At 68.4% G+C, this 23,383-nt stretch carries 18 protein-coding genes and 1 riboswitch; of the genes, 7 read left to right on the top strand and 11 right to left on the bottom strand.

Annotated elements, in window-relative coordinates; genetic code table 11:
* Window positions 1-108: 108 nt before the first annotated feature.
* Entirely contained in the window at window positions 109-1,950 is a 1,842-nt protein-coding gene (gene btuB, locus AC5P66_RS11730) for a TonB-dependent vitamin B12 receptor (protein ID WP_049414833.1), read from the bottom strand.
* A 115-nt stretch (window positions 1,951-2,065) separates the two neighbouring features.
* Window positions 2,066-2,288, bottom strand: a riboswitch (cobalamin riboswitch).
* Between the two features lie 143 nt (window positions 2,289-2,431).
* Between btuB and AC5P66_RS11735 the strand changes: the two genes are divergently transcribed.
* A complete protein-coding gene (locus AC5P66_RS11735) occupies window positions 2,432-3,010 on the top strand; it encodes a histidine phosphatase family protein (RefSeq protein ID WP_099495398.1) in 579 nt (192 codons plus the stop codon).
* Window positions 3,011-3,101: 91 nt separating this feature from the next.
* On the opposite strand, the gene AC5P66_RS11740 is transcribed toward AC5P66_RS11735, so the two are convergent.
* Window positions 3,102-3,464, bottom strand: coding sequence for a TfoX/Sxy family protein (locus tag AC5P66_RS11740; protein ID WP_099495399.1), 363 nt, complete (start codon window positions 3,462-3,464; stop codon window positions 3,102-3,104).
* Complete coding sequence (locus AC5P66_RS11745; protein ID WP_004140850.1) at window positions 3,461-3,943, bottom strand: GAF domain-containing protein; 483 nt, start codon at window positions 3,941-3,943, stop codon at window positions 3,461-3,463. Before AC5P66_RS11745 ends, AC5P66_RS11740 begins: the two co-directional genes overlap by 4 nt.
* A gap of 68 nt (window positions 3,944-4,011) precedes the next feature.
* On the opposite strand from AC5P66_RS11745, the gene bioD reads away from it, so the two are divergent.
* Window positions 4,012-4,704: a dethiobiotin synthase gene (bioD, locus tag AC5P66_RS11750; RefSeq protein ID WP_099495400.1), complete on the top strand. Its 693-nt coding sequence runs from the start codon at window positions 4,012-4,014 to the stop codon at window positions 4,702-4,704.
* 64 nt (window positions 4,705-4,768) lie between these two features.
* Here the strand turns inward: bioD and AC5P66_RS11755 are convergent, their stop codons facing one another.
* The 4 genes from AC5P66_RS11755 to msrB form a co-directional block, all read right to left on the bottom strand.
* Window positions 4,769-6,217 carry an aminotransferase-like domain-containing protein gene (locus tag AC5P66_RS11755; RefSeq protein ID WP_049414829.1) on the bottom strand — a complete coding sequence of 483 codons (1,449 nt, stop codon included), beginning with the start codon at window positions 6,215-6,217 and terminating at the stop codon, window positions 4,769-4,771.
* A 209-nt stretch (window positions 6,218-6,426) separates the two neighbouring features.
* Window positions 6,427-7,164 carry a peptide-methionine (S)-S-oxide reductase MsrA gene (gene msrA, locus AC5P66_RS11760; protein WP_099495422.1) on the bottom strand — a complete coding sequence of 246 codons (738 nt, stop codon included), beginning with the start codon at window positions 7,162-7,164 and terminating at the stop codon, window positions 6,427-6,429.
* Between the two features lie 14 nt (window positions 7,165-7,178).
* Window positions 7,179-8,948, bottom strand: coding sequence for a cytochrome c biogenesis protein DipZ (locus AC5P66_RS11765; RefSeq protein WP_099486324.1), 1,770 nt, complete (start codon window positions 8,946-8,948; stop codon window positions 7,179-7,181).
* A gap of 2 nt (window positions 8,949-8,950) precedes the next feature.
* Entirely contained in the window at window positions 8,951-9,523 is a 573-nt protein-coding gene (gene msrB / locus AC5P66_RS11770) for a peptide-methionine (R)-S-oxide reductase MsrB (protein WP_495216357.1), read from the bottom strand.
* A gap of 144 nt (window positions 9,524-9,667) precedes the next feature.
* Here msrB and AC5P66_RS11775 point away from each other — a divergent pair, with 144 nt between their 5' ends.
* Both AC5P66_RS11775 and AC5P66_RS11780 read left to right on the top strand, forming a co-directional pair.
* Window positions 9,668-10,387: a response regulator transcription factor gene (locus tag AC5P66_RS11775; RefSeq protein WP_111097235.1), complete on the top strand. Its 720-nt coding sequence runs from the start codon at window positions 9,668-9,670 to the stop codon at window positions 10,385-10,387.
* Window positions 10,384-11,853 carry a sensor histidine kinase gene (locus tag AC5P66_RS11780; protein ID WP_262223513.1) on the top strand — a complete coding sequence of 490 codons (1,470 nt, stop codon included), beginning with the start codon at window positions 10,384-10,386 and terminating at the stop codon, window positions 11,851-11,853. Before AC5P66_RS11775 ends, AC5P66_RS11780 begins: the two co-directional genes overlap by 4 nt.
* Here the strand turns inward: AC5P66_RS11780 and AC5P66_RS11785 are convergent.
* Both AC5P66_RS11785 and AC5P66_RS11790 read right to left on the bottom strand, forming a co-directional pair.
* A complete protein-coding gene (locus AC5P66_RS11785) occupies window positions 11,850-13,196 on the bottom strand; it encodes an ATP-binding protein (RefSeq protein ID WP_262223514.1) in 1,347 nt (448 codons plus the stop codon). The genes AC5P66_RS11780 and AC5P66_RS11785 overlap by 4 nt on opposite strands.
* Window positions 13,193-13,882, bottom strand: a complete 690-nt coding sequence (locus tag AC5P66_RS11790; protein WP_010484092.1) for a winged helix-turn-helix domain-containing protein — start codon at window positions 13,880-13,882, stop codon at window positions 13,193-13,195. Before AC5P66_RS11790 ends, AC5P66_RS11785 begins: the two co-directional genes overlap by 4 nt.
* Before the next feature lie 349 nt (window positions 13,883-14,231).
* On the opposite strand from AC5P66_RS11790, the gene asnB reads away from it, so the two are divergent.
* A complete protein-coding gene (gene asnB / locus AC5P66_RS11795; protein ID WP_495216361.1) occupies window positions 14,232-16,133 on the top strand; it encodes an asparagine synthase (glutamine-hydrolyzing) in 1,902 nt (633 codons plus the stop codon).
* Window positions 16,134-16,709: 576 nt separating this feature from the next.
* Here asnB and AC5P66_RS11800 read toward each other — a convergent pair.
* A complete protein-coding gene (locus tag AC5P66_RS11800; protein WP_049414819.1) occupies window positions 16,710-17,057 on the bottom strand; it encodes a phasin family protein in 348 nt (115 codons plus the stop codon).
* A 117-nt stretch (window positions 17,058-17,174) separates the two neighbouring features.
* Window positions 17,175-17,537 (bottom strand): 6-carboxytetrahydropterin synthase QueD, encoded by a 363-nt coding sequence (queD, locus tag AC5P66_RS11805; RefSeq protein ID WP_099495404.1) that lies wholly within the window; start codon window positions 17,535-17,537, stop codon window positions 17,175-17,177.
* A gap of 192 nt (window positions 17,538-17,729) precedes the next feature.
* Between queD and AC5P66_RS11810 the strand changes: the two genes are divergently transcribed.
* Both AC5P66_RS11810 and AC5P66_RS11815 read left to right on the top strand, forming a co-directional pair.
* Window positions 17,730-20,369, top strand: coding sequence for a TonB-dependent receptor plug domain-containing protein (locus tag AC5P66_RS11810; protein ID WP_099495405.1), 2,640 nt, complete (start codon window positions 17,730-17,732; stop codon window positions 20,367-20,369).
* A gap of 74 nt (window positions 20,370-20,443) precedes the next feature.
* On the top strand, window positions 20,444-23,038 hold the full coding sequence (locus AC5P66_RS11815; RefSeq protein WP_495216364.1) for a M14 family zinc carboxypeptidase: 2,595 nt from the start codon (window positions 20,444-20,446) through the stop codon (window positions 23,036-23,038).
* The last annotated feature ends 345 nt before the right edge of the window (window positions 23,039-23,383 follow it).

The raw sequence follows: 23,383 nt of genomic DNA on the forward strand, positions 1-23,383 counted from the left end.
CCCGGCCGACGCAACAGGTAGTGCCGGCCGCTGGCCGGCAACCCCGAGGACGTTGCCGAGGGTCATGATGTTGCCGGCCAGCGGCCGGCACTACCATGACCGTCGCGGTCATTTCGGCTGGTAACGCACGCTCAGCTGGTACTCGCGGCCGGGCTGGTTGAACCACGCCACCGTCTCATACCTGCGGTCGAACACGTTGGCGGCACGCGCCAGCAGCGACCACGACGGCGTCAGCGCGTATTCGGCGCGCAGATCCAGCGTGCCGTACCCCCCCACCTTCACCGCGTTGGCGGCATCGTCATAGCGCTTGCCCGCGCCCTGCACGGTCAGGCCTGCGCGGAAGTCCCCGAAACGCCGATCGATGTCCAGCCGCGCGGTCTGCTGTGCACGACGCGGCAGCCAGTTGTCGAACTGGGTGCTGCCGCCGGTGCGGTTGCGTGGGTCGGTGTAGCTCAGCTGGGCGTTGATGTCGAAGCCGGCCAGCAGCACGCCACCGGTCAGTTCGGCACCGCGGATGCGCGCCTTCTCCACCTGCTGCATCTGGAAGGTCGCCGCATCGTAGGTGATCAGATCATCGATGCGGGTTTCATAGACGTCCAGGCCCCAGTGCCAGCCCTGGCCCTGCTGCGACACACCGAGGTTGGCACTCTTGGACTTCTCCGGCTTCAACGTCGGCACGCCGCTCCACGGGTCGTACAGGTCGCTGAAGGTCGGCGCCTTGAACGCGGTGCCGTAGCTGGCATTGACACGCAGGCCGTGGCCGAGCTCCATCGCCCAGCCGAGGCTGCCGGTGGCGTGGTTGCCGAACTGCTGGTTGTCGTCGTTGCGCGCGCTGGCCTGCAGCTGGTGGCGGCCGAAGCGTCCCTGGTACTGCACGAACACGCCGGTGTTGCGACGGCTGTCGACGAGGTAGCCCGCGCTGCTGCCATCCAGGTTGTCTTCGCTCCAGTCCACGCCGGTGCTCAGCAGCTGGCCTTCGGCCAAGGCGAAGTCACCCTGCAGCGAGGCACTGTCGCGGTGGGTCTGAGCGCTGCCACGGGCACCGAAGTCACCGAAGTTGTCCGACTCGTTGTCACTGCGCCCGACATTGGCGGTGAACGCCAGGCGTTCGGACGGGGTGTAGCGCACCTTGCCGGCCAGCACCTGCTGGCGGGTTTCCGAATAGTTGTAGTAGCCGTCGTAGTGGTTCTTGCCGTCGGCGCGCAGCGCACTGCCTTCCACGTTCCACTGGTCGTTGAAGGTGTAGCCGCCACGCAGGCTCTTGGACAGGTTGCGGTAGCCGTCGCGGTCGGGTTCGTCGGCGAAGCAGCCGGTGAACAGCGTTGCCGAGCCGCGGCAGGCATCGATGCCATCGGAATGCTGGTAGGCGATGTCGGCGCCGAACCAGCCGCGTTCGGTCCCGCCGCCGATCCCGCCGCTGGCTTCGCGCAAGCCGTTGCTGCCACCACCGAGCTGGAAGTGCGGAGCAAAATCGCCCTGGTTGCGGCGGGTGAAGATCTGGATCACGCCACCGATGGCGTCGGCGCCGTACAGGCTGGACTGCGGGCCGCGCACGATCTCCACGCGTTCGATCTGCGCCAACGGCAGGTCCTGGTACATGGCCAGGCCGAGGTCGGCACTGTTGATGCGCACGCCATCGACCAGCACCACCGTGTGGCCTGAGTTGGTGCCGCGCAGGAACAGCGAGCTCTGCTTGCCGAGCCCGCCGGCATTGGTCAGGTTGATGCCGGCGCGGCCGCGCAGCAGTTCCTGCAGCGAGGTGGCCTGGCTGGATTCGATCTGCGCGCGGTCGATCACCTGGGCTGGTGCGATGCTGTCCTGCAGGGCGATAGGGGTACGGGTGGCGGTGACCAGGATCTGGTCGAGCGCGGTGGTGTCTTCGGCGGCCTGGGCAAGCGCGGGCAGGGCCGCCAGCACGGCCAGGGACAAGATTCGGGACTGCAGCTTCATGGGGGACTCCAGGTGCCACGCACGCCCGCGTGGCGAAGGGGAGGAGCCGCGAAGGCAGGCACGCGCCGATGCCGCAGCGCACGCTGCGGTCATCCAGCGCCATGCCCACCGCATCGCGACCTGAGGCTTCCGGGCCGGTCTCCGGGCTTGCCGCCGGGTGGCGCGAGGCCACCGTCCAGGCGCCTTCCCATGCCTGCGGCACAGTGGCGGTGTTGCCTGGAACTGACGTGCTTACCGTTGCGGGGGCAGCGCCGGCCTGGCGTGGAATCACGCGTCACCGGCTTCCCGTTTCAACCTGCCGGCCGTGGCCGCAGGTCACCTGGAAGTGCGCGCAGTCTACGGCATCGCAGGCTGGTCCGTTGCGTCGCGCCTGCGCGGCTGCCTTTGCTGTGCCTTTAGAATGGTTGCTCGATCCCGTGGTGCCGTTGCCGATGTCCGCCCGTTCTCCGCTGTACCTGCGTCGCCCGTCCGGGACGCACGCATGATCCTCGACCTGGTCCGCCATGCCGGCAACGGTCGCGATGAGTTCCTCGATGGCCGCAGCGACCCACCGCAGCTGGCCGGCCTGCCGCAGGAGCTGGTCGAGGCCTATGCCGAGCAACGCTGGGAGCGGGTGATCAGCTCACCGCGGTTGCGCGCGCTGCACACGGCGATGGCGCTGGCCACCCCACGCGGGCTGGACGTGGAAGCGGACGAGGAATGGGAAGAACTGGATTTCGGCGATTGGGACGGGCAGTCGCTGTTCGAGCTGCCGGAGGATGCACTGGCGGCCTTCCACGCCGATCCGCATGCGTTCCCGCCGCCGAACGGCGAGAGCTGGGGTCATTTCGAGCGGCGCATCGCGCGCGCGCTGGATCGCCTGCTCGATGATGATGATCCGGTGCCGACGCTGGTGGTCAGCCATGGTGGCCCGCTGCGCATGGTGTTGTCGCAGGTCTGCGGCCTGCCGATGTCGCTGTGCTGGGCCCTGCGCATCGACCACGGCACGCGCCTGCGGGTGTGGCTGGAGCGGGGCGAAGCCGGGCTGGTGGGCGAGCTGCTGGAACTGCAGCAGCCGTAACCCACCGGTAGTGCCGGCCGCTGGCCGGCAGCCTCAGGAACGTTGCAAGGATCACGCAGTTGCCGGCCAGCGGCCGGCACTACCGGTGCAGTCAATCCGCGTCCGCATCCTCGGTCACGCTGTCTTCCGCGTCATCGTCGGCATCGAAGCGTCGCTCATGCACCGGACCCGACGCCGGGCCGGCCGCCTTCAGCGGGTGCGCGGCGATGCGTGCTTCGTAATCCTGCACCAGCGCCTCACGCTGCGGCTCGCTCAGTTCCTGCCAGTGGCAGTCCAGCAATGCGCCTTCCAGCGAGTACAGCAGGTTCAGGCTGGGCTTGAAGCCGGCCCGCTTGACCTTGACGAAGGCGCCGACCGCGCCGGTCGCGACCAGGTCCTCGCGGCTGCGCAGCCCGACCTGGCGCAGCCACGCTGCACTCTTCGGGCCGATGTTGCGCAGCTTCGGTGCGCTCATCCCAGCGCCTCGACGAACACGCGGGCGATGGCTTCCAGCCCGGCCTGATCGTCGGCGTCGAAGCGGCCGACCTTCGGGCTGTCGATATCGAACACGCCGATCAGTTCATCGCCGCGCAGCAGCGGCACCACCAGCTCCGAACGCGAGGCCGAATCGCAGGCGATGTGGCCGGGGAAGGCATCGACGTCGTCCACGCGCTGGGTCACCCGCTGGCTGGCGGCGGCACCGCACACACCCTTGTCCAGCGGGATGCGCACGCAGGCCGGCAGGCCCTGGAACGGGCCAACCACCAGTTCCTTGCCATCGTACAGGTAGAAACCCACCCAGTTCAGGTCGGGCAGGGCGTGGTAGACCAGTGCGGAGAGGTTGGCCGCGTTGGCGATGCGGTCGGACTCGGCGTAGACCAGGCCACGGGCCTGTTCCAGCAGCTGGGCGTATTGTTCCGGCTTGCTGCCGGTGAGCGAGGCATTGGCGAACATGCCTGCAGTCTAGCAAGTGCACCGGGCCGGCGATAATGCACGCACTGTTGCCCTGTTGGAGCCCATCGATGCCGTTGCCCGCTACGCTGCCGCCCGCCCTGTTCGTTACCGGCACCGATACCGGAATCGGCAAGACCGCGGCCAGCACCGCGCTGCTGCATGCGCTGCGCCAGCGTGGCCTGCGCGCGGTGGGCATGAAGCCGGTGGCCAGCGGCAGCGAGGATCTGGGGCAGGGCCTGCGCAACGAGGACGCGCTGGCGCTGCAGTCGGCCAGCTGGCCGGTGCCGGACTATGCCGACCTGAATCCCTATGCGCTGCGGCAGCCGCTGGCACCGGAGCTGGCCGCTGCCGAGGACGGCGTGCAGGTGGAGCTGGCGCCGATCATGGCCGCGTTCGAACGCCTGCGCGCGAAGGCCGATATCGTGGTGGTGGAGGGCGTGGGCGGTTGGCTGGCGCCGGTCTCGGCCACGCTGGACCAGCTCGACCTGGTGCGAGCACTGCAGTTGCCGGTGCTGCTGGTGGTGGGCATGCGGCTGGGCTGCGTCAACCACGCGCGGTTGACTGCGCAGTCGCTGCAGGCCAGCGGCGTGGACTGCCTGGGCTGGATCGGCAACCACATCGACCCGGCGATGCAGCGCCAGGACGAGAACATCGCCACGCTGCAGAAGCGCCTGCCGATGCCGTGCTGGGGGCGGCTGCCGCATCTGCCGAATGCCAGTGGTGAAGTGCTGGCGGCGCACCTGCTCGACGACCTGGGGTAGTGCCGGCCGCTGGCCGGCAACCTCGATGAATCACGTCCGTGCAGTTGCCGGCCAGCGGCCGGCACTACCGTGCTGCAGCCGCCAGCTCCCGCGCGATCGCACCCAGCCGTTCCACCGCGCCGATGAAGCGCGCATCCAGGGTCTGGCAGCACGACAGCCGCAGGCAGTGGCGATAGCGCGCGCCACGCGAATAGACCTGGCCGGGCATGAACACGATGCCCTCCTGCAGCGCTCGCTCGAACAGCTCGCGCGTGTCCACGCCCGGCAGTTCCAGCCACAGCAGGAATCCGCCCTGTGGTTCGGTGGCGCGGGTGCCTGCCGGGAAATGCTCGGCTACCAGCTGGCGCAGCCGTCCCACCTGTTCGCGGTACAGGCGGCGCATGCGATGCAGATGGTGCTCGTAGCTGCCGGCTTCCAGATACGCGGCGACCGCGTCACCGAGCAGCTGCGGCTCGCCGCCGGTGGACTGGAACTTCAGCAGTGCGATGCGCTCTGCGAAGCGGCCGCCATCCAGCCAGCCGATGCGGTAATCCGGCGCCAGTGTCTTTGAGAAGCCACCGACCACCATCACCCAGCCATCGCGATCGAAGGCTTTCAGCAAGGGTGCCGGCGGTTCGCAGAACTGCAGCTCGGCGTACACCGCATCCTCGATCAGGGGCAGCTGCCGTGCGTTGACCAGCTCGGCCAGGCGTTGCTTGGCGGCGGTCGGCATGGTGCAGCCGAGCGGGTTGTGCACGGTCGGCATCACCACCAGTGCGGCCAGCGGCGTGTGCTCCAGCAGCGCATCCAGTGCATCCACATCCAGTCCGTGCTGCGGGTGGGTGGGCAACTCGATGGCCTGCAGGCCGAGGTTGGCCAGCAACGGATACAGGTTGAAGTAGGACGGCGCCTCGATGCCCACCGCGTCACCGGGCTGGGTGACCGCGCGTAGCGCCAGCTGCAGCCCTTCCATCGCACCGTGGGTCAGCAGCAGGCGTTCGCTGTGGGTATGCAGGCCCATGCGCGGGCCGCGGCGCACGATCTGCGTCAGCAGCCGGGGGGAGCCGTTGGGTCTCGCATAGGTCTCCACCGTCTGCTGGCCGTGGCGCAGCACCTGCGCGGTATGCCGGGCCAGCTGCGCGCCGGGATAGAACTGGCGACCACGTGGGCCGGCGAAGGCCAGATCGACCACACCCGGGCGGCGCTGTGCTTCCAGTACCCGGGCCATCAGCACCTGCTGCAGCGGCGCGGTGGGCGCGGACGGGGTGTCGCGCAGCGAACGCTCCGGCACCGACAGCCGCGGCGCGACTTCGAAGCCCGCCTTCGGCCGCGGAATCACCAGCCCGGCATCTTCCAGCTGGCGATAGGCCGCGATCACCGTGTTGAGGCTGAGCCTGCGCTGCGACGCCATCTGCCGCAGCGAAGGCAGGCGGCTGCCGACCGGAAGGCGACCGCCGTGGATGGCCTCGGCCAGTTCGTCGGAGAGCCGCTGGTAGCGCGGAGGGATCATCGTGGCCTGGTCATCTGTATCCATCGAACATCCCGCCATCTGGTGCTGTACCCATGATGATGGCGAGCCTACCATGTCGTCGTCGGCCGGGCCTGATCGGGGCGTGGCCGATACTTCCCAAACGCACGGCTGGATGGCCGTGCGTCTTTTTTGGGTAGTGCCGGCCGCTGGCCGGCAATCCCTGGATCCGGAACGGCGCGGTTGCCGGCCAGCGTCCGGCACTACCCAGGTCGTCAGCGCATCGGCACCAGCACCGCCTCGCGCCGGTACAGCGCTGGGAACTGCTTGGCCAGGGCCGCCAGCTTCGGTGCGTCGTAGTAGCGGATGTAGGCGGCCTGCGGGTAGTTGGTCATGTAGTTCTGGTGGTAGCTCTCGGCCGGGTAGAAGCGCTGGCCGCTGACCAGCTGGGTGACGATCGGTGCGCGGTAGCTGCCGGCCTGGCCGAGCTGGGCGATGTAGGCACGGCTGGCGGCCTGCTGGCGGGCGTCATCACTGAAGATCGCCGAGCGATACTGGCTGCCGTGATCCGGACCCTGGCGGTTGAGCTGGGTCGGGTCGTGCGCGACCGAGAAGAACACCTGCATCAGCTGCCCATAGCTGACCTGGCGCGGGTCATAGTCGATCTTCACCGCTTCGGCATGGCCGGTCTGGCCACCGCTGACGCGCTCATAACGCGCATTGGCCGCACTGCCACCGATGTAGCCGGACACTGCATTGTTCACGCCCTTGACGTGCTGGAACACGCCCTGCACGCCCCAGAAGCAACCGCCGGCAAACACCACGCTGGCGTGGGTGGCGTCATCGCGGAACGCCGCGTCGCCGGTGGGGGCCGGCAGTGCCTGGATCTGCGCGCTGGCTTCGACCGGCGCCGCAGCCGCGCCGTGATCGACCAGCAGCACCCCGGCAATCAATGCCATGGCCACCAGGCCGGCAACACCGGCGGCGATGCCCTGTTCAAAGGAGAGTTTCATCATGTGCTCCCGGTTCAACCGAAGGTGAAGGCATAGGCCTGCACGCCTGCATCGAGGAATTCGATCTCGAAGCGATGCGGGCTGACCGTGCCGCGCTGGCGTACCAGCTGGTACAGGCGATGCTCGTCGACCACGCCACTGCCATCGGCGCCGACATCACTGCCGGCATCGGTGGCGGGAAGTGGCTTGCCGTCCAACCAGACGCGGAAGCGCACCGGCGAGCCGTCGCGGGTGGGCGCCAGCACCAGGTGCAGGTCGCGCGCATGGAACTGGAACGCAATGCGGCCACCGGCCTGCTGCAGCTGTGCGGCTTCATCGGTGACGGTCCAGCGCCCCGACAGTCCCCATTGGTTCAGCGCCAGAGTCGCCGGCAAGGAGTAGTCGAACGCGGCATCACTGCGCTGTCCGCCGGGCGAGGCGAACTGCTCGGCGCGGGCGTGGCCCAGATAGGTTTCCGGCGAACGCAGGTTGCCCATGTCGGCCTGCACGGCCACGCCCTTCAGCTCGGCGGCAGCGGGATCGGCCGGCGGCGGCAGATTCGTCTGGCCGGCTTCGGTCAGCAGGCGACGGATCATCTGTTCCGAGCGCGCATAATTGCCCTCGCCGAACTGGTGGCCGCGGATGTTGCCCTGCGCATCAACGAAGTACTGCGCCGGCCAGTAGCGGTTGTTGAACGCGCGCCAGATCGTGTACTGGTTGTCGAGCGCCACCGGGTACTCGACCTTCAGCTGTTGCACCGCCTTCATCACGTTGCGCGGGTCACGCTCGAAGGCGAACTCCGGTGTGTGCACGCCGACCACCACCAGGCCGTGGTCGCGGTAGCGGCGCTCCCATTCGTGCACGAACGGCATCGCGCGCAGGCAGTTGATGCAGGAGTAGGTCCAGAAATCGATCAGCACGACCTTGCCGCGCAGCTGCTGGGCTGCCAGCGGGGGGCTGTTGAGCCAGCCGGTGGCCCCGTCCAGCGCGGGCAGCGTGCCTTCCACCGGCAGCGGTGCATCGGCAGCGGCGTTGGCACCGGCCATCATCATCATCGGCGGTGCCGACGGCTGCGCGCCGGGTACCGCGTCCAGCAGGCCCTGCTCGATACGCGCGGTGCTGACCGTGGAAAGACGGGTCAGCAGGCCGGTATCCCAGCCCAGGCCGATCGCCACCACCGCCAGCAGGGCGGCCACGCCCAGCCCCTTGCGCAGCACATCGCCGAGGCCAAGCCGCGCCTGCAGCGCACGGAACACGCGGCCACCCACCCACACCGCCAGCGCCAGCGCAGTGACCGCGCCCAGCGCATACGCCAGCAGCAGGGTGCTGGTCCCCACGCTGGCACCATGCAGGGCGGCACCGGTCAACACCAGGCCGAGGATCGGACCTGCACACGGTGCCCACAGCAGGCCGGTGGCGATGCCGATCAGCAGCGAGGTCCACGCGCCGCCGCGCCCAGCGGCATCAGCGGCATCGGCGCGCGCGCTCAGACGGGCACCCACGCGCTGGAACGGTGCCAGCAGGTGGTCGGCCAGTCGCGGCCACAGTAGCGCCACCGCGAACAGCGCCATCAGCAGCAGGGCGATCCAGCGTCCGACCTGGTTGGCCTGCGCCACCCACTGGCTGCCCACCGCGGCCAGGCTGGCAACCACGGTGAAGGTGAGCGCCATGCCCAGCAGCAGCGGCAGCGTGCTGCGCAGGAACGGACGGTCGGCACGCGCGAACACGAACGGCAGCACCGGCAGGATGCACGGGCTGAGCAGGGTCAGCGCGCCCCCCAGGTAGGCAAGCAGCAACAGCAGCATGGTCAGGCTCCGGAAACAGGAGAAGAACCGACCGGCACCCGCCAGCCGTCGGCGGTGCCATCCGTGGCGCCGGGAACGAACACCATCGCCGCACCGTTCATGCAGTAGCGCAGCCCGGTCGGGCGCGGGCCGTCGTTGAACACGTGGCCGAGGTGGCCACCGCAGCGGCGGCAGTGCACCTCCACCCGCAGCATCCCGAAGGTCACGTCGCGGTCTTCGCCGATGGCGTTGTGCAGCGGTGCCCAGAAGCTGGGCCAGCCGGTGCCGCTCTCGAATTTGGTGGACGAGGAGAACAGCGGCAGCGCGCAGCCGGCGCAGGCGAAGGTGCCCTGCCGGTGTTCCTTGTTGAGCGGGCTGCTGTAGGGGCGCTCGGTCGCCTGCTGGCGCAGCACCGCGTACTGCGCCGGGGTCAGGCGTTGGCGCCACTCGGCATCGCTGTGCATGACCTCGAACTGTCGCGACGGACGCGCTTCGGCGGCGGCCGGGGCGGCGCGGTTGCAGGCCCCCAGGCCGAGCAGGCCGGCGGCGGTGGCAACACCGCCCAGGCCCAGCAGATGGCGGCGGGAGAGGGACATGGCGGACTCCGGGAAGGGGCGACGGGGCCATGCTGCGCCCGCCCGGGTCAACGAATCCTCACGCAGGATTCAATTTTTCGTGAGGTATCGGCGGCCGTCCCGCGCCACAATGCAGCCAGCCTCCCCACTGGCCCCGAGTTGCCGATGTCGACCAAACGCGTGCTGATCGTTGAAGACGATGCCCACATCGCCGACCTGCTGCGCATGCACCTGGGCGATGAGGGCTACGACGTCGCCCATGCTGCCAGCGGCGATGCCGGCCTGCGCCTGCTCGAGCAGGAAGGTCCCTGGGATGCGCTGGTGCTGGACGTGATGCTGCCCGGCGTGGATGGCCTGCAGGTCTGCCAGCGTGCACGCGCGATGGCGCGTTACGTGCCGATCATCATCATCAGTGCGCGCGGCAGCGAAACGCAGCGCATCGTCGGCCTGGAGCTGGGCGCGGACGATTACCTGGCAAAACCCTTTTCGATGCCGGAACTGGTGGCACGCGTGCGCGCGCTGCTGCGCCGCGCCGAGGCGATGGCACAGAGCGCGCGCATCGATGCCGGTGCGATCGAGCTGGGCGGGTTACAGCTGGACCCGGTCGCGCGCACCGCCTCGGTGGATGGCAAGCCATTGGAGCTGACCCCGCGCGAGTTCGACCTGCTGCTGTTCTTCGCACGTCACCCGGACCAGGTGTTCGCGCGCATGGAACTGCTCAACCAGGTCTGGGGCTACCAGCACGATGGCTACGAGCACACGGTCAACACCCACATCAACCGCCTGCGCAGCAAGATCGAACCCGACCCGGCCAACCCACGGCGGTTGCTGACGGTGTGGGGCCGCGGCTACAAGCTGGTCGACCCGGCCGGGGCGGCGGCATGATCAAGCCGAACCTGTGGCAGAAGCTGGCGGTGGTGACCGCCGCGCTGATGCTGATGTGCTGCATGGCGCTGCTGGCACTGCAGATGCGTGCCAACACCCGCCACGAGCAGGAAGTCGTGCAGCGGCTGTCGCTGGGCCTGGCCGAACACATCGCCCAGCGCAGCGAACTGATGGACACCAGCGGCATGCGCGATGCCGCGGTGCGCGCGCTGTTCGGCCAGCTGATGGCGGTCAACCCCAGCGTCGAGGTCTACCTGCTGGACGACCAGGGCCGCATCCTCGGCCACGATGCACCCAGTGGGCACCTGGTGCGAAACCGGGTGGACGTGGCGCCGCTGCGCCGCCTGCTGGCCGGTGCGCCGTTGCCGATCCTCGGCGATGACCCGCGCAGCGCGAATGGCCGCAAGGTGTTCAGCGCGGCACCATTGATCGTGCAGGGCCGGCCGGCGGGCTATGTGTACGTGGTGCTGGTCGGCGAGCACCGGCAAATGCTGGCCGACGATCTTGCCGCCGGCAGCCAGTGGAACACCACGCTGTGGTCGGTGGTGCTGGTCGGTGGCCTCGGCCTGCTGGCCGGGCTGGTGGCGTTCTACTGGGTGACCCGTCCGCTGCGGCGGCTGACCCGGCGCATCCAGGCCTTCGACATCGACGCACCCACGCCGTTGCCGCCGCCGGCGCCGCTGCGCCCCGGTGAGCGCGACGAGCTGGTGATCCTCGAACACGCGCACGCGCAGATGGCGCAGCGGCTGGGCGAGCAGTGGCAGCAGCTGCGCCAGCAGGACCTGCAGCGCCGCGAACTGGTCGCCAACATCTCGCACGACCTGCGCACGCCGCTGTCGTCGCTGCATGGCTACCTGGAAACGCTGGCGTTGAAGGACGCTACGCTGTCGCCGGACGAGCGCCGCCGCTATCTCGGCATTGCGCTGGCACAGAGCGCCAAGGTCGGCCGGCTGGCGCGCGCGCTGTTCGAACTGGCGCGGCTGGAGCATGGCGAAGTGCGGTTGGAGTGGGAGGTGTTCGCACTACCGGAGCTGCTGCAGGACGTGCTGCAGAAGTTCGAACTGGCGGCGCAGGCGCGTGACCAGCAGCTGCACGCGGCGTTTCCGCCCGGCCTGCCGCTGGTCCGCGCCGACCTGGGCCTGGTCGAACGGGTGTTGACCAACCTGCTCGACAACGCGCTGCGGCATGCACCCGACGGTGGACAGATCGAGGTGCGCCTGCGCGCGACCTCCGACAGCGTGGAGGTCAGCGTGGCCGATGACGGCCCCGGGGTGGCGCCGGCGTTGCGCACCCAGCTGTTCCAGGCACCGGCCGCGCTGGGCGCGCGGCGCGGCGAGAACGGCGGATTGGGCCTGTTGATCGTGCAGCGCATCGTGCAGCTGCATGGCCGCCGCATCGAACTGCGCGACAGCGAGCGTGGCGCGCTGTTCGTGTTTGCCTTGCCGCGTGCGGAACCGGCGGCCTAGCAGGCCGCTTCGCATTCGACGATGCCGCCGTTTTCCAGCGGCAGGTGCAGGCGGATGCAGGCACCGCCCAGCGCCGAATCGGTCACTTCGACGTGGCCGCCATGCTTGTCGGCCACCACCTGCACCAGCGCCAGGCCGAGGCCGAAGCCGGGACTGCCCGGGTCCAGCCGGACGTAGGGCTGCAGTACCTGGCCGCGCAGTTCGGGTGCGATGCCGGGGCCGTCGTCCTCCACCTGCAGGCACAGCCAGCCGTCATTGACCGTGCTGGCGATGCGGATCTGCCGGCGCGCGTAACGCAGTGCATTGCCGAGCAGGTTGCGCAGTGCCAGCTCCAGCATGTGCCGGTTGACGTTGACCAGGCCCACCGGCGACAGCGCCTGCTGCACCGGCATCGGCAGCGGTGCAAACTGGGCGACCACGCCGCGCACCAGTGCCGCCAGCTGCAGGCGCTGCCGGGTCAGCTGATGGCAGCGGCCCAGTGCGGCGTACTCGACGCCTGCATCGGTCAGGTGCTGCAGCCGATCGACGTCGGTGCGCAGCCCGCCCAGTGCATCGCGCTGCCCATCATCGAGCGCGGTGTCCTCCAGGTCGGCCAGGCCGAAACGCATCCGCGCCAATGGCGTGCGCACTTCGTGCGCCACCGCCTGCGCCAGCACACGCTGGCTTTCCAGCAGCTGCTGCAGCTGCTCGGCCATGTGGTTGAAGGCATTGGCCAGCGGCCGCACCAGTGCGGTGCCGGCGCGCGGCGCCCGCGTGTCCAGCTGGCCGTCGCGCATGCGCCGCGCCGCCTGGGCCAGCTGCGAGACGTCGCGCCACAGCCGGTACACCATCACGTACATCGGCAGTGCCACCGCCACCATCAGGATCAGCAGCAGGATCGCCACGCCGGACACTTCGCTGTCCTGCCAGCCCTCGTCCGGCAGCGCTTCGTCCAGCGGCCCCAGCATCACCGCGTAGTCGCTGTCGCCGATCCGCTGCAGGCTGCGCATGTGCTCCAGGTCGATCTGTACGCGGCCGTTGTTGAACGGCGGGCGCTGGCTGGCCGGCAGCGCCCTCACCGCCTCGGCCAGCGGCACCATGCGCAGCGCGTAAGCGAAATCGGCGTCGAGTTCGCGCGCCAGTGCCGGCCACTGCTCGCGCGGGGTTTCGGCGAAGCGATGCTGCAGCAGCGCGTGCGTGCCGCGCATCTCGGCCTGCAGGCCGGCTTCGGTGCGGTCTTCCAGCAGGGCGTCCCAGGCCCACAGGCCCAGCACGATCAACAACAGGTGGGCGACCAGGAAACCGATCCCGTAGCGCAGGAAGTGGAAGGCGTGGCCGCGCATCGCCGAGGGCGTGCGCTTCATCCCCATGCCGAGCGGCTGAACAGGTAGCCGCGGCCACGCACGGTCTTGATCCGTTCCGGCTGCTCGGGGTTGTCGCCCAGTTTGCGGCGCAGGCGCGAGATGCGGGCATCGATCGAACGGTCCAGGCCGTCGAAGGCGATCCCGCGCAGGCCGCGCAGCAGCGCGTCGCGGTCCAGGATCTGGCCGGCGTTGCTGGCCAGCAGGAACAGCAGGTCGAACTCGGCCGTGGTCAGCTCCAGCAGGCCGCCCTGCAGGTGCACGTTGCGGGTGGACGGGTCGATGTTCAGCTCGCCGAAGCGCAGGCTGCCGTCGCGCGGTTCGACCCGGCGGTGGCGGCGCAGGTGGGCGCGCAGCCGCGCCAGCAGCACCCGCGGTTCGATCGGTTTGCCGATGTAGTCGTCGGCCCCCAGCTCAAGTCCCAGAACCTGGTCGATGTTGTCGGTGCGGGCGGTCAGCACGCAGATGATGCCGTCATAGTGGGGCCGGATCTGCCGACACACTTCGAAACCATCCTGGTCGGGCAGGCCGACATCGAGCAGCACCAGGGCTGGCTTCTCGGCCAGGATGCGGGCCACTGCGCGCTCGCCGCTACGCTCGTGGGCCACCTGGTAGCCATGCCGTTGCAGGTAGTCACTGACCATCGTTCCCAGGCGGGCATCGTCTTCGACCAGTACGATATCCAGCATTTCCAAGGCCTCCGTGGACGCAAACGTACCGCCACGGCACGAGCGCGGCGATGCTATCCCAGCCTGCGGGCCGACCGGGTACAGCGGGTGGGCGCCATTCAGCCGGGGTTGCTGGCGCTGGGGCCGCGCTTCAGGCCTGGCAACAGCTTGGCGTTGAGCATAGCCCGAGGCTGTTACAAAGCGTTACCTTCGTGATACGGCGGGTGACGATCGCTGACAGCAAAGCGACTGACGCCGCGCGGCCCGGCGCCGAGCATGGAGTCTCCTCCGCTCCGCGTGCCGTCCCCATGTCGCCCGCCGCCTCTTGCCTGCTGAACCCGTCCCGCCGCCGCCAGTGCGGAGGCTCCCGATGAGTGGCGTGGTCGGGGCCTGGTTGCCGCCCGCCGAGGACGAGCAGCTGCTGCAGCAGCTGGCACCGATGCTGCGGGCGCTGCAGCAGCGTGGGCGTGGCCGCATCGGCTACTGGACCGACGCCGAGGCCGGCCTCGCGCTGGGCCACTGCCGGGCGCCGACCGATACGCCGTTGCAGCCGCTGAGCTCGGGCTGCGGTCGCTACGTGCTGTGCCTGGACGGCCGCCTGTACAACCGCGCTGACCTGCAGGCGCAGTTGCGCGATCTGCCACGCAGCTGCAGCGATGCACGGCTGCTGCTGCAGGCGATCGTCGAATGGGGCGTGCAGCGGGCGCTGGCGCGTATCGAGGGCGCCTTTGGCTTCAGCGTCTGGGACCGCGAGTCGCGCGTGCTGTGGCTGGCCCGCGACCCGGTGGGCGAGCGGCCGCTGTATTACGGCTGGTACCAGGGCCAGTTCCTGTTCGCCTCGGAGTTGAAGGCGCTGCAGGCCTTCGCCGGGTTCGCACCGAGCATCGACCAGGATGCGCTGAGCCTGCTGCTGCGCCACGACTATGTGCCGGCGCCGCACACCATCTACCGCGGCATCCACAAGCTGATGGCGGGCGCGATGCTGCGCATCGATCTCAGCGACCATGCCGCGGGTTGCTCCAGCCAGGCCGCGCAGGGGGGGGCGCGTTACTGGTGCGCACGCGAAGCGATGCAGAGTGCACTGCAGGAGCCGCTGCAACCGGCGCCGAGCCTGGAACAGGCCACCGACCAGCTTGAGGCGGTACTTCAGAAAGCCATCGCTTCACGCATGCACTCGCCGCTGGCCTGTGGCGCGTTCCTGTCCGGTGGCACCGACTCCTCGCTGGTGACGGCGATGATGCAGGCCCAATCCACCCTGCCAATCGAAGCATGGACGGTCGGCTTCGACGATCCGGGACATGACGAGAGCGACTGGGCGTCGCAGGTCGCGCGCCATCTGGGTGTGCAGCACCACCTGCACCGCATGGACGCGCGCCAGGGCCTGGACCTGCTGCAGCGCCTGCCGCAGGTCTGGTGCGAACCGTTCGCCGACGCCTCGCAGCTGCCGACGCTGCTGGCCAGTGAACTGCTGGGGGCGCGCAAGCCGGTGGCACTGACCGGTGACGGTGGCGATGAACTGTTCTTCGGCCACCCCAGCTATGGCCGCGCGCTGCGCAATGCGCGCCTGTGCGGTGGCTTGCCGGACTGGGTGCGTGATCTGGCGCGGCGCAGCGGCAACCGCATGAACGCTGAGCGTGGTCGCCTGGGTGGATGGCGTGCATTGGTGGCCGAGGTTGCTGCCAACGATGTGGAAGGCCACTACCTGCAGCGGGTGACCCGCTGGCGGCAGCCGGCGCAGGTGGTGCTGGGCGCGCGTGAACCGGTGACGATCTTCCAGCAGCAGGACTCGGCGCTGCCGGCCGAAGCGCGCATCCAGCTGCTGGATTTCCGCATGGACCTGGCCGAGGGCATCCTCGCCAAGGTTGACCGCGCGGGCATGGCGGCGGGCGTTGAAACCCGCGCGCCACTGCTGGACATGGAGGTGGTGCGACTGGCCTGGCGCCTGCCGCAGCACCTGAAGTACCACGATGGCGAACACAAACTGATTCTGAAGCACCTGTTGGCACGCTACCTGCCCGAGCCGCTGGTGTACCGTCCCAAGCGCGGCTTTGGCCCGCCGATGGCGCGCTGGCTGGCCGGTCCGTTGCGCGATTGGGCGGAGGCGCTGCTGGACCCGCAGCTGCTGCGCAATCAGGGCTGTTTCGATGCGGCACGGGTGCGCGGCATCTGGGAAGCGTTCGTGCGCGGCGAGCGCAAGTGGCATACGCACCTGTGGAACGTGTTGATGTTCCAGGCGTGGCACCAGCACTGGCACGGTAATCGCGGGCGCTGAGGTTACTTCGCGGCGTGTTCTGCGTGGCGCAGGGCGGAGGCCCTTGCGTACGAATGTCCTCCGGCGCTGGCCGTTGGCCGTCACCTCCCCCTCTACTTCGTACGCAAGGGCCTCCGCCCTGCGTTCGGAGTTCGTCGGTGCTTCCTTGAAAGGCGGCTGCGCGTGCTGCGCTCTCCTCACCGCACACCGAGCCTCGTCGGGGCCCTTCAGCCGCAGAGACGTCGGATGAAGACACGCGTGTCGCGGATTCATTCAGCGCGGCGCCGGGCGGATGCCCTTGCGTACGAATGTCCTCCGGCGCCGGCCGTTGGCCGTCACCTCCCCCTTTACTTCGTACGCAAGGGCCTCCGCCCTGCGTTCGGAGTTCGTCGGCGCTTCCTTGAAAGGCGGCCGCGCGTGCTGCGCTCTCCTCACCGCACGCCGAGCCCCGGCGGGGCCCTTCAGCCGGCCGAGACGTCGGGCGAAGACGCACTTCGATACCCAAACGCCAGGCAAAAAAAGACCCGGCAGAGGGAGGGATCTGCCGGGTCCGGATTGCGTGGGGGGAGGGACCCACGCAATGAGCGTTGCGTCGCGTCAGTGGTTGCTCGCGTCCGCCGTTGATTCGTTGTAGCCCTGCACCAGTTCGGACCACGCTTTGCTGGCCTGCAGGCCAAGACCGACCACATCCTGCTGGGCCCGGCCCAGCCGCTGCAGGTTGTCCTGCCACAGCTGTGCGCCCTTGTTGAGCATCCCGGCCGCGTCGTCGCTGCGGGCCAGTTCACCCAGCCAGCCGCCGGTCGCGGTCAGGTTGCGCTCCATCGCCTTCAACTGCACGCCGAACATGCTTTCCGCGTTCTCCAACGCCAACCGGTTCGCACGCGTTGCCGCGGTGGCGAGCTGGCGGGTGGCATCACTGAAGCGATCGCTGAAGGCGGCGGCCATGGGGGCATCAGGGAGTGGCTTGATGCAACGCAGCATACGCCCTTGATGCGGCAATGCAACAAAAATAACAAAGGCGCTCAGGGCGCCTTTGAAAAAGCTTTCAGATCAATGGGTTGATCAGGACGTCGGACCGCGGTAGCGGCAGCCGGAGGTGCAGGTTTCGTGCACGGTGATCTCGCTCAGCGCCGGCAGGCTGGGTTTGAGTTCGTTCCAGATCCACACCGCCAGGTTCTCGCTGGTCGGGTTCTCCAGGCCGGGGATGTCGTTGAGGTAGTGATGGTCCAGGCGGTCATAGATCGGCTGGAAAGCCGCCTTCACGTCGCCGAAGTCCATGATCCAGCCAGTCTGCGCGCCGGGCTCGCCCTCGACCTTCAGTTCCACCCGGAACGAGTGGCCGTGCAGGCGCGCGCACTTGTGCCCCGGCGGCACGTTGGGAAGGCGGTGCGCCGCCTCGAGCATGAAGATTTTGAAGATTTCCATGGCGCAATTGTACGCCGCAGGCGGCCCGGCAGCCTGAGCGGACGTTGGTCTTCCGTGAAGTGACTCTTTCCATCCGGATGAAGAGATGATAGTTTCTCTTATATCCGTATGAAGAGATGTTATTGGCCGGGCGCCGGCCAGGCATGGACTACTGCGGAACTTCGTCGTCCTCACCACCTCCCCCACATCGTCATGCCCAAGCACACCCTGCTCGTGGCGGCCCTGGCCGTCGCTCTGGCCGCGCCTTTGTCCGCCGCCGCCGAAACCTCCACCGACGCCGTTGGCGACGCCAATACCCTGGCCGCCGTGCGCGTCACCGGTTCCAACATCAAGCGCACCGATACCGAGGCCTCCAACCCGGTGCAGGTGATCGGCCGCCAGCAGCTGGAACAGACCGGCAAGGCCACCGTGGCCGACGTGCTGCGCTCGATCTCGGCCAACACCGGCAACGCTGCCAACGAAACCACCAACAACGGCTGGGCCTCCGGCTCGGCCGGCATCGGCCTGCGCGGCCTGTCGCAGAAGAACACGCTGGTGCTGCTCAACGGCCGCCGCCTGGCCAACTACGGCTTCCCGGCCGGCGGCCTGTCCGACACCTTCGTCGATCTCAATGCGCTGCCGCTGGTCGCGGTCGAGCGCATCGAAGTGCTCAAGGACGGCGCCTCGGCGGTGTACGGCTCCGACGCCGTGGCCGGCGTGGTCAACATCATCACCCGGCAGAACTTCGAAGGCGCCGAGATCGGCGGCAGCTTCGGCGGTGCCGACCAGGGCGGCCTGCACGAGCAGAACCTGAAGTTCGTCGGTGGCCTCGGTGATCTGGACACCGACGGCTACAACATCCTCTTCAGCCTGCAGGGCTACAACCGCGAGCGCCTGGACCAGGACGAGCGCAACCTGACCCGCAGTGGCATCTACACCGACAAGCCCGGTGGCCGTTGGAACGGTTGGTCGGCCAAGGGCGCGCGCTACCTGGTCAACGGCGTGTCGGTGCCGATGCTCGACGCCAACGGTAACTGCCCGGCCGGCACCACCCGCGTCGCCAGCGCGCCGATCGATGGCCTGTCCGGTGATACCTGCGGCTTCAACCAGGCGCCGTTCACCACGCTGATTCCCTCGACCAAGCGCTACCAGGCCTATGCCAACGGCACCTTCCGCCTGAACGACAACGTCGAGGCCTTCGGCGAAGTGCTGTACAGCCAGATCAAGAGCGCCGCGTGGTTCGGCAGCAGCCCGTTCTTCACCCTGGAGAGCGGCCGCTTCGCATTGAACGCGAACAGTGGCCTGGCCGAACCGGTGTCGTCGCTGCTGCCGGCCAACAATCCGTACAACCCGTACGGCCGCGCGATCCCGATCGAGTACACCTTCTTCGACCTCGGCGGCACCATCAAGACCAACCGTTCCACCGCCTATCGCGGCGTGTTCGGCCTGCGTGGCACCACTGCGAACTGGGACTGGGAAGTGGCCGCATTCGGCGCACGCAGCAGCGAGCGCGAGAGCGTGTCCGGCGGCTTCGCCAACCGCTGGGCGCTGGCTGACGCGCTGGCCACCGGCAGCTACAACCTGCTGAATCCGGCGGCCACGCCGCAGTCGGTACGTGATTCGATCAACATCGCCACGCTGCGCCCGGCCGAGTCGAAGCTGCAGGGCGTCGACGCGAAGATCTCCGGCAGCCTGGGCCACACCTGGGCCGGCGAGATCGGCTTCGCCGCCGGTGCCGAGTGGCGCCGCGAGAAGCTCGATTCCAACAACCCGTGGCAGATCGATGCCGGCCTGCAGGTGCGCCCGGCGATCGCCGAAGTGCACGGCCAGCGCCAGGTCAGTGCCGCCTACGCCGAAGTGAACGTGCCGCTGGCCTCGACCCTGGAACTGTCCGCCGCCGCGCGTGCCGATCACTACGATGATTTCGGCGATGCGTTCTCGCCGAAGATCGGCCTGCGCTGGCAGCCGCTCGACTTCCTGCTGGTGCGTGCCTCGGCGTCGAAGGGCTTCCGTGCACCGTCGCTGTCGGAAAACTCCAACAGCACCAGCATCGCCTATGGCAGCGTGGTCGATCCGCGTGATCCGGACGTGCCGGGCTCGCGGCAGAACCCGACCTTCTTCACCGTCGGCAACAACGCATTGAAGCCCGAGCGCACCAGGAGCGTGAACTTCGGCGTGGTGCTGTCGCCGTGGGCCAACACCAACCTGAGCGTGGACTACTACCGCATCCAGCTGGACAACCTGGTCGGGACCAACAACACCCAGACCCTGGTCAACGACAACGTGGCCGGTGCCGTGCAGCGCGACGAGCGCGGCAAGCTGCAGGCGGTCTACAACCGCTACCAGAACCTGAGCGAGCTGAAGACCTCGGGCATCGATGTCGAGCTGCGCCAGCGCATCCCGACCGCTGCACTCGGCGACTTCACCGTGTCCTCGGCCTACACCCACGTGCGCGACTATCGTCGCCCGACCGTGGTCGGCGGCCCGCTGGTCGATTACGCCGGCAGCAACCTGGGCGCGACCCTGCCCAAGGACAAGGCCACCACCACGCTGGACTGGAAGTACGGCGATTTCAACGCAGCCGTGACCTGGTACTACACCAGCGGCTACCGCCAGGAAGCGAGCACCGCGGCCAAGGCCGTGCAGCAGCGCGTCGGCAGCTACAGCCAGTACGACCTGTACCTGGCCTATACCGGCATCGACAAGCTGACCGTGTACGCCAAGGTGCAGAACCTGGCCGACAAGACGCCGCCGTACGACGCCTCGTTCCCGGGCATCCGCGCGCCGTACGACTTCAGCCAATACGACCTGCGCGGCCGCTACTTCACGCTGGGCTTCGATTACCGCTTCTGATCCATCCGCCGCGGCCGGCCACCTGAAGGGACCGGCCGCGCAACTGTCTGCCGTTGTGTTCCAGGGGAGTCACCGTGTCCTTGCATCGCCGTGCCGTTCTTCCGTTGCTGCTTGCCGCCGCCACTGTACTGTCCTGCCCGCAGCCGGCGCAGGCACAGAGTGCCTATTTCTTCCCGCAGGCCACGGATGCGGCAGCGTTCGATGCAGCGGTGCCGACACCGGAGCAGTTCCTCGGCTACCCGATCGGCAGCCGCTACACCCGGCACGACCAGCTGGTGGCGTACTTCCAGGAACTGGCCAGACGCTCGGACAAGATCAGCGTGCGCGAGATCGGCCGCAGCTACGAGGGCCGCCCGCTGCTGATCGCCACCGTCACCGCCGCCGGCAACCACGCGCGGCTGGAACAGCTGCGCCAACAGCACGCGACCCTGGCCGATCCGGCGCAACCGCGCAGCGCGGCCGGCGACAGCCCGGTGGTGGTGTGGCTGGGTTACAGCGTGCATGGCAACGAGACCTCCAGTGCCGAGGCGGCGATGCTGACCGCTTATTACCTGGTGGCCAACCGCAGTGCCGAAACCCAGCAGTGGCTGCAGCAGGCGGTAGTGCTGTTCGACCCGGCGCAGAATCCGGACGGCCGTGACCGTGCCGCCAACTGGCACAATGCCTGGGCCTCCGATCCGGCTTCGGCCGACCCCGCCGACAAGGAACATGTCGAGCCGTTCCCGCAAGGGCGCACCAACCACTATTTCACCGATCTCAACCGCGACTGGCTTGCCCTGACCCAGCAGGACTCACGGCCGAAGGTAGAGGTGTTCCACCAGTGGTACCCGAACGTGCAGATCGATTTCCACGAAATGGGCAAGGACAGCACGTACTACTTCGAGCCTTCGCCGAAGAGCATGCACAGCCCGTTGATTCCGGCGCCGTCGTACGAGTTCAACAAGACCCTGGCCAGGTACCACGCGCAGGCGCTGGATGTCTTGGGTTCGCTGTACTACACCGGCGAGAATTTCGACAACTTCTCGCCGGTGTACGGCTCGACCTATCCGGACTTCCACGGCGCGGTCGGCGTCACCGTCGAGCAGGCCAGTTCGCGTGGCCGCGTGCAGGAATCGGTGAATGGCCTGCTGACCTTCCCGTTCACCATCCGCAACCAGGTCGCCACCGGGCTGGGCACGGTGCGTGGTGCGGTAGCTGAGCGCAGCGGCCTGTTCGACCTGCAGAAGCAGTTCTTCCAGAGCGCGTTGAAGCAGGCCGCACAGCAGCCGGTGAAGAGCTTCGTGTTCGGCGACGCGCACGATCCGGCACTGACCCGTCGCCTGCTGGGACTGTTGCTGCTGCATCGCATCGAGGTGCGCGCACTGGAGCGTGCAGTCACTGTCGATGGGCAGCGCTTCGATGCCGGCAGCGCCTACGTGGTGCCGGTGCAGCAGGCGCAGTTCCGCCTGGTGCATTCGATCTTTGCCGAGACGCCGCCGATCAAGGGGGATGTGTTCTACGGCAGCACCAGCTATGCGATCGCACCGGCCTACGGCGTGGCGTTCGCCGGCAGCCGCAGCCGCGTCGACGGTGGCGCACGCGTGACCGCGCTGCCGGCGGAGCAGGGTGCGGTGCTGGGTGGCCAGGCCGGATTCGCGTACGCGATCGACTGGCGCGACTACAACGCCGGGCGCGCGCTGGCCGCGCTGCAGGGCAAAGGCGTGAGCGCACGTGCGGCATTCCAGCCGTTCACCACCGCGACCGCGCAGGGCGAGGTCAGCTTCGCCGCCGGCAGCCTGGTGATTCCGGTTGCCGGGCAAACGCTGCAGGGCGCGGCGCTGCTTGAGGCAGTGACATCGGCCGCGCGCGAAGCGGGTGTGCAGGTGCACGCGCTGTCCAGTGGCCGCAGCCGCGAAGGCATCGATCTGGGCAGTGACGGCGTCAAGGCGCTGCGCAAACCCGCGGTTGCGCTGGTGATGGGTGAGGGCGTGGCCGCCACCGAGATCGGCTCGGCCTGGTTCCTGCTCGACCAGCAGTTGCACTTGCCCGCCAGCAAGCTGGACCCGCAGCAGCTGGGCAAAGTGTCCCTGGACCGCTACACCACGATCGTGCTGTCCGGGGGGACCTACACCGGCGTCGATACCACGGCGGTGGCTGCGCTGAAGCGCTGGGTGCAGGCCGGTGGCTCGCTGGTGACCTACGGCAGTGCTTCGAAGTGGGCGATCGAACAGAAACTCGCCGACGGCGAGAAGCTCGGCAAGGAAGAAGAGACTGCCGACGAGAGCCGCCGTGCGTTCGGCGACCAGCGCGACATCGCCGCGATCGAGCGGGTCAGCGGCAACATCCTCAGCGCCGATGTGGACACCAGTCATCCGCTGGCGTTCGGCGTGCCGCGCCGGCAACTGGCGATCAACAAGGAGAACACAGTGACCCTGCAGCCGAGTGCGAACCCATTCTCGACGGTGGTACGCATCGACACGCCGCCGCGGGTGAATGGCTATCTTTCCGAGCGCAACCGTGCGCGGGTGGCCGGCAGCGCGTGGCTGCTGGTGTCGGCGCAGGGGCAGGGCAACGTGGTGCTGTTTGCCGATGATCCGGCGCATCGCAAGTACTGGCATGGCACGGACCGGTTGCTGATCAACGCGATCTTCTTCGGGAATCTGGTGAATCCGAGCAAGGCGCGGGGTTGAGGCGTTTGGCGCCTTGACTGATGCGTGTGGGGGCGGCCGGGCGGGCTGCGCAGGACACGCCGTAAACCCGTCCTTGGGGGCTCGATGGCGCCATCCATGGCGCCAACGGTCCTGCGCAGCCCGCCCGGCCGCCCCTCGACGGTTTCCTGCGGGCGCGGACGCATCAGACCCCAAGACGGGAGCAAGGGCAAAAGCAAAAGCACAGCCAGGAATCGCGACTTCGGCTTACATGGACGTATTTACAGCGTGTTCTGCGCTGCCCCATGCCCATCCGCCCTCGGTACCGCCACCGCGTGCTTCATCACCCGGTAGCCAGCAACAAAAAAGGACGGCGCGTCAGCGCCG

Source organism: Stenotrophomonas sp. YJH_SMC_122, from assembly GCF_059369535.1.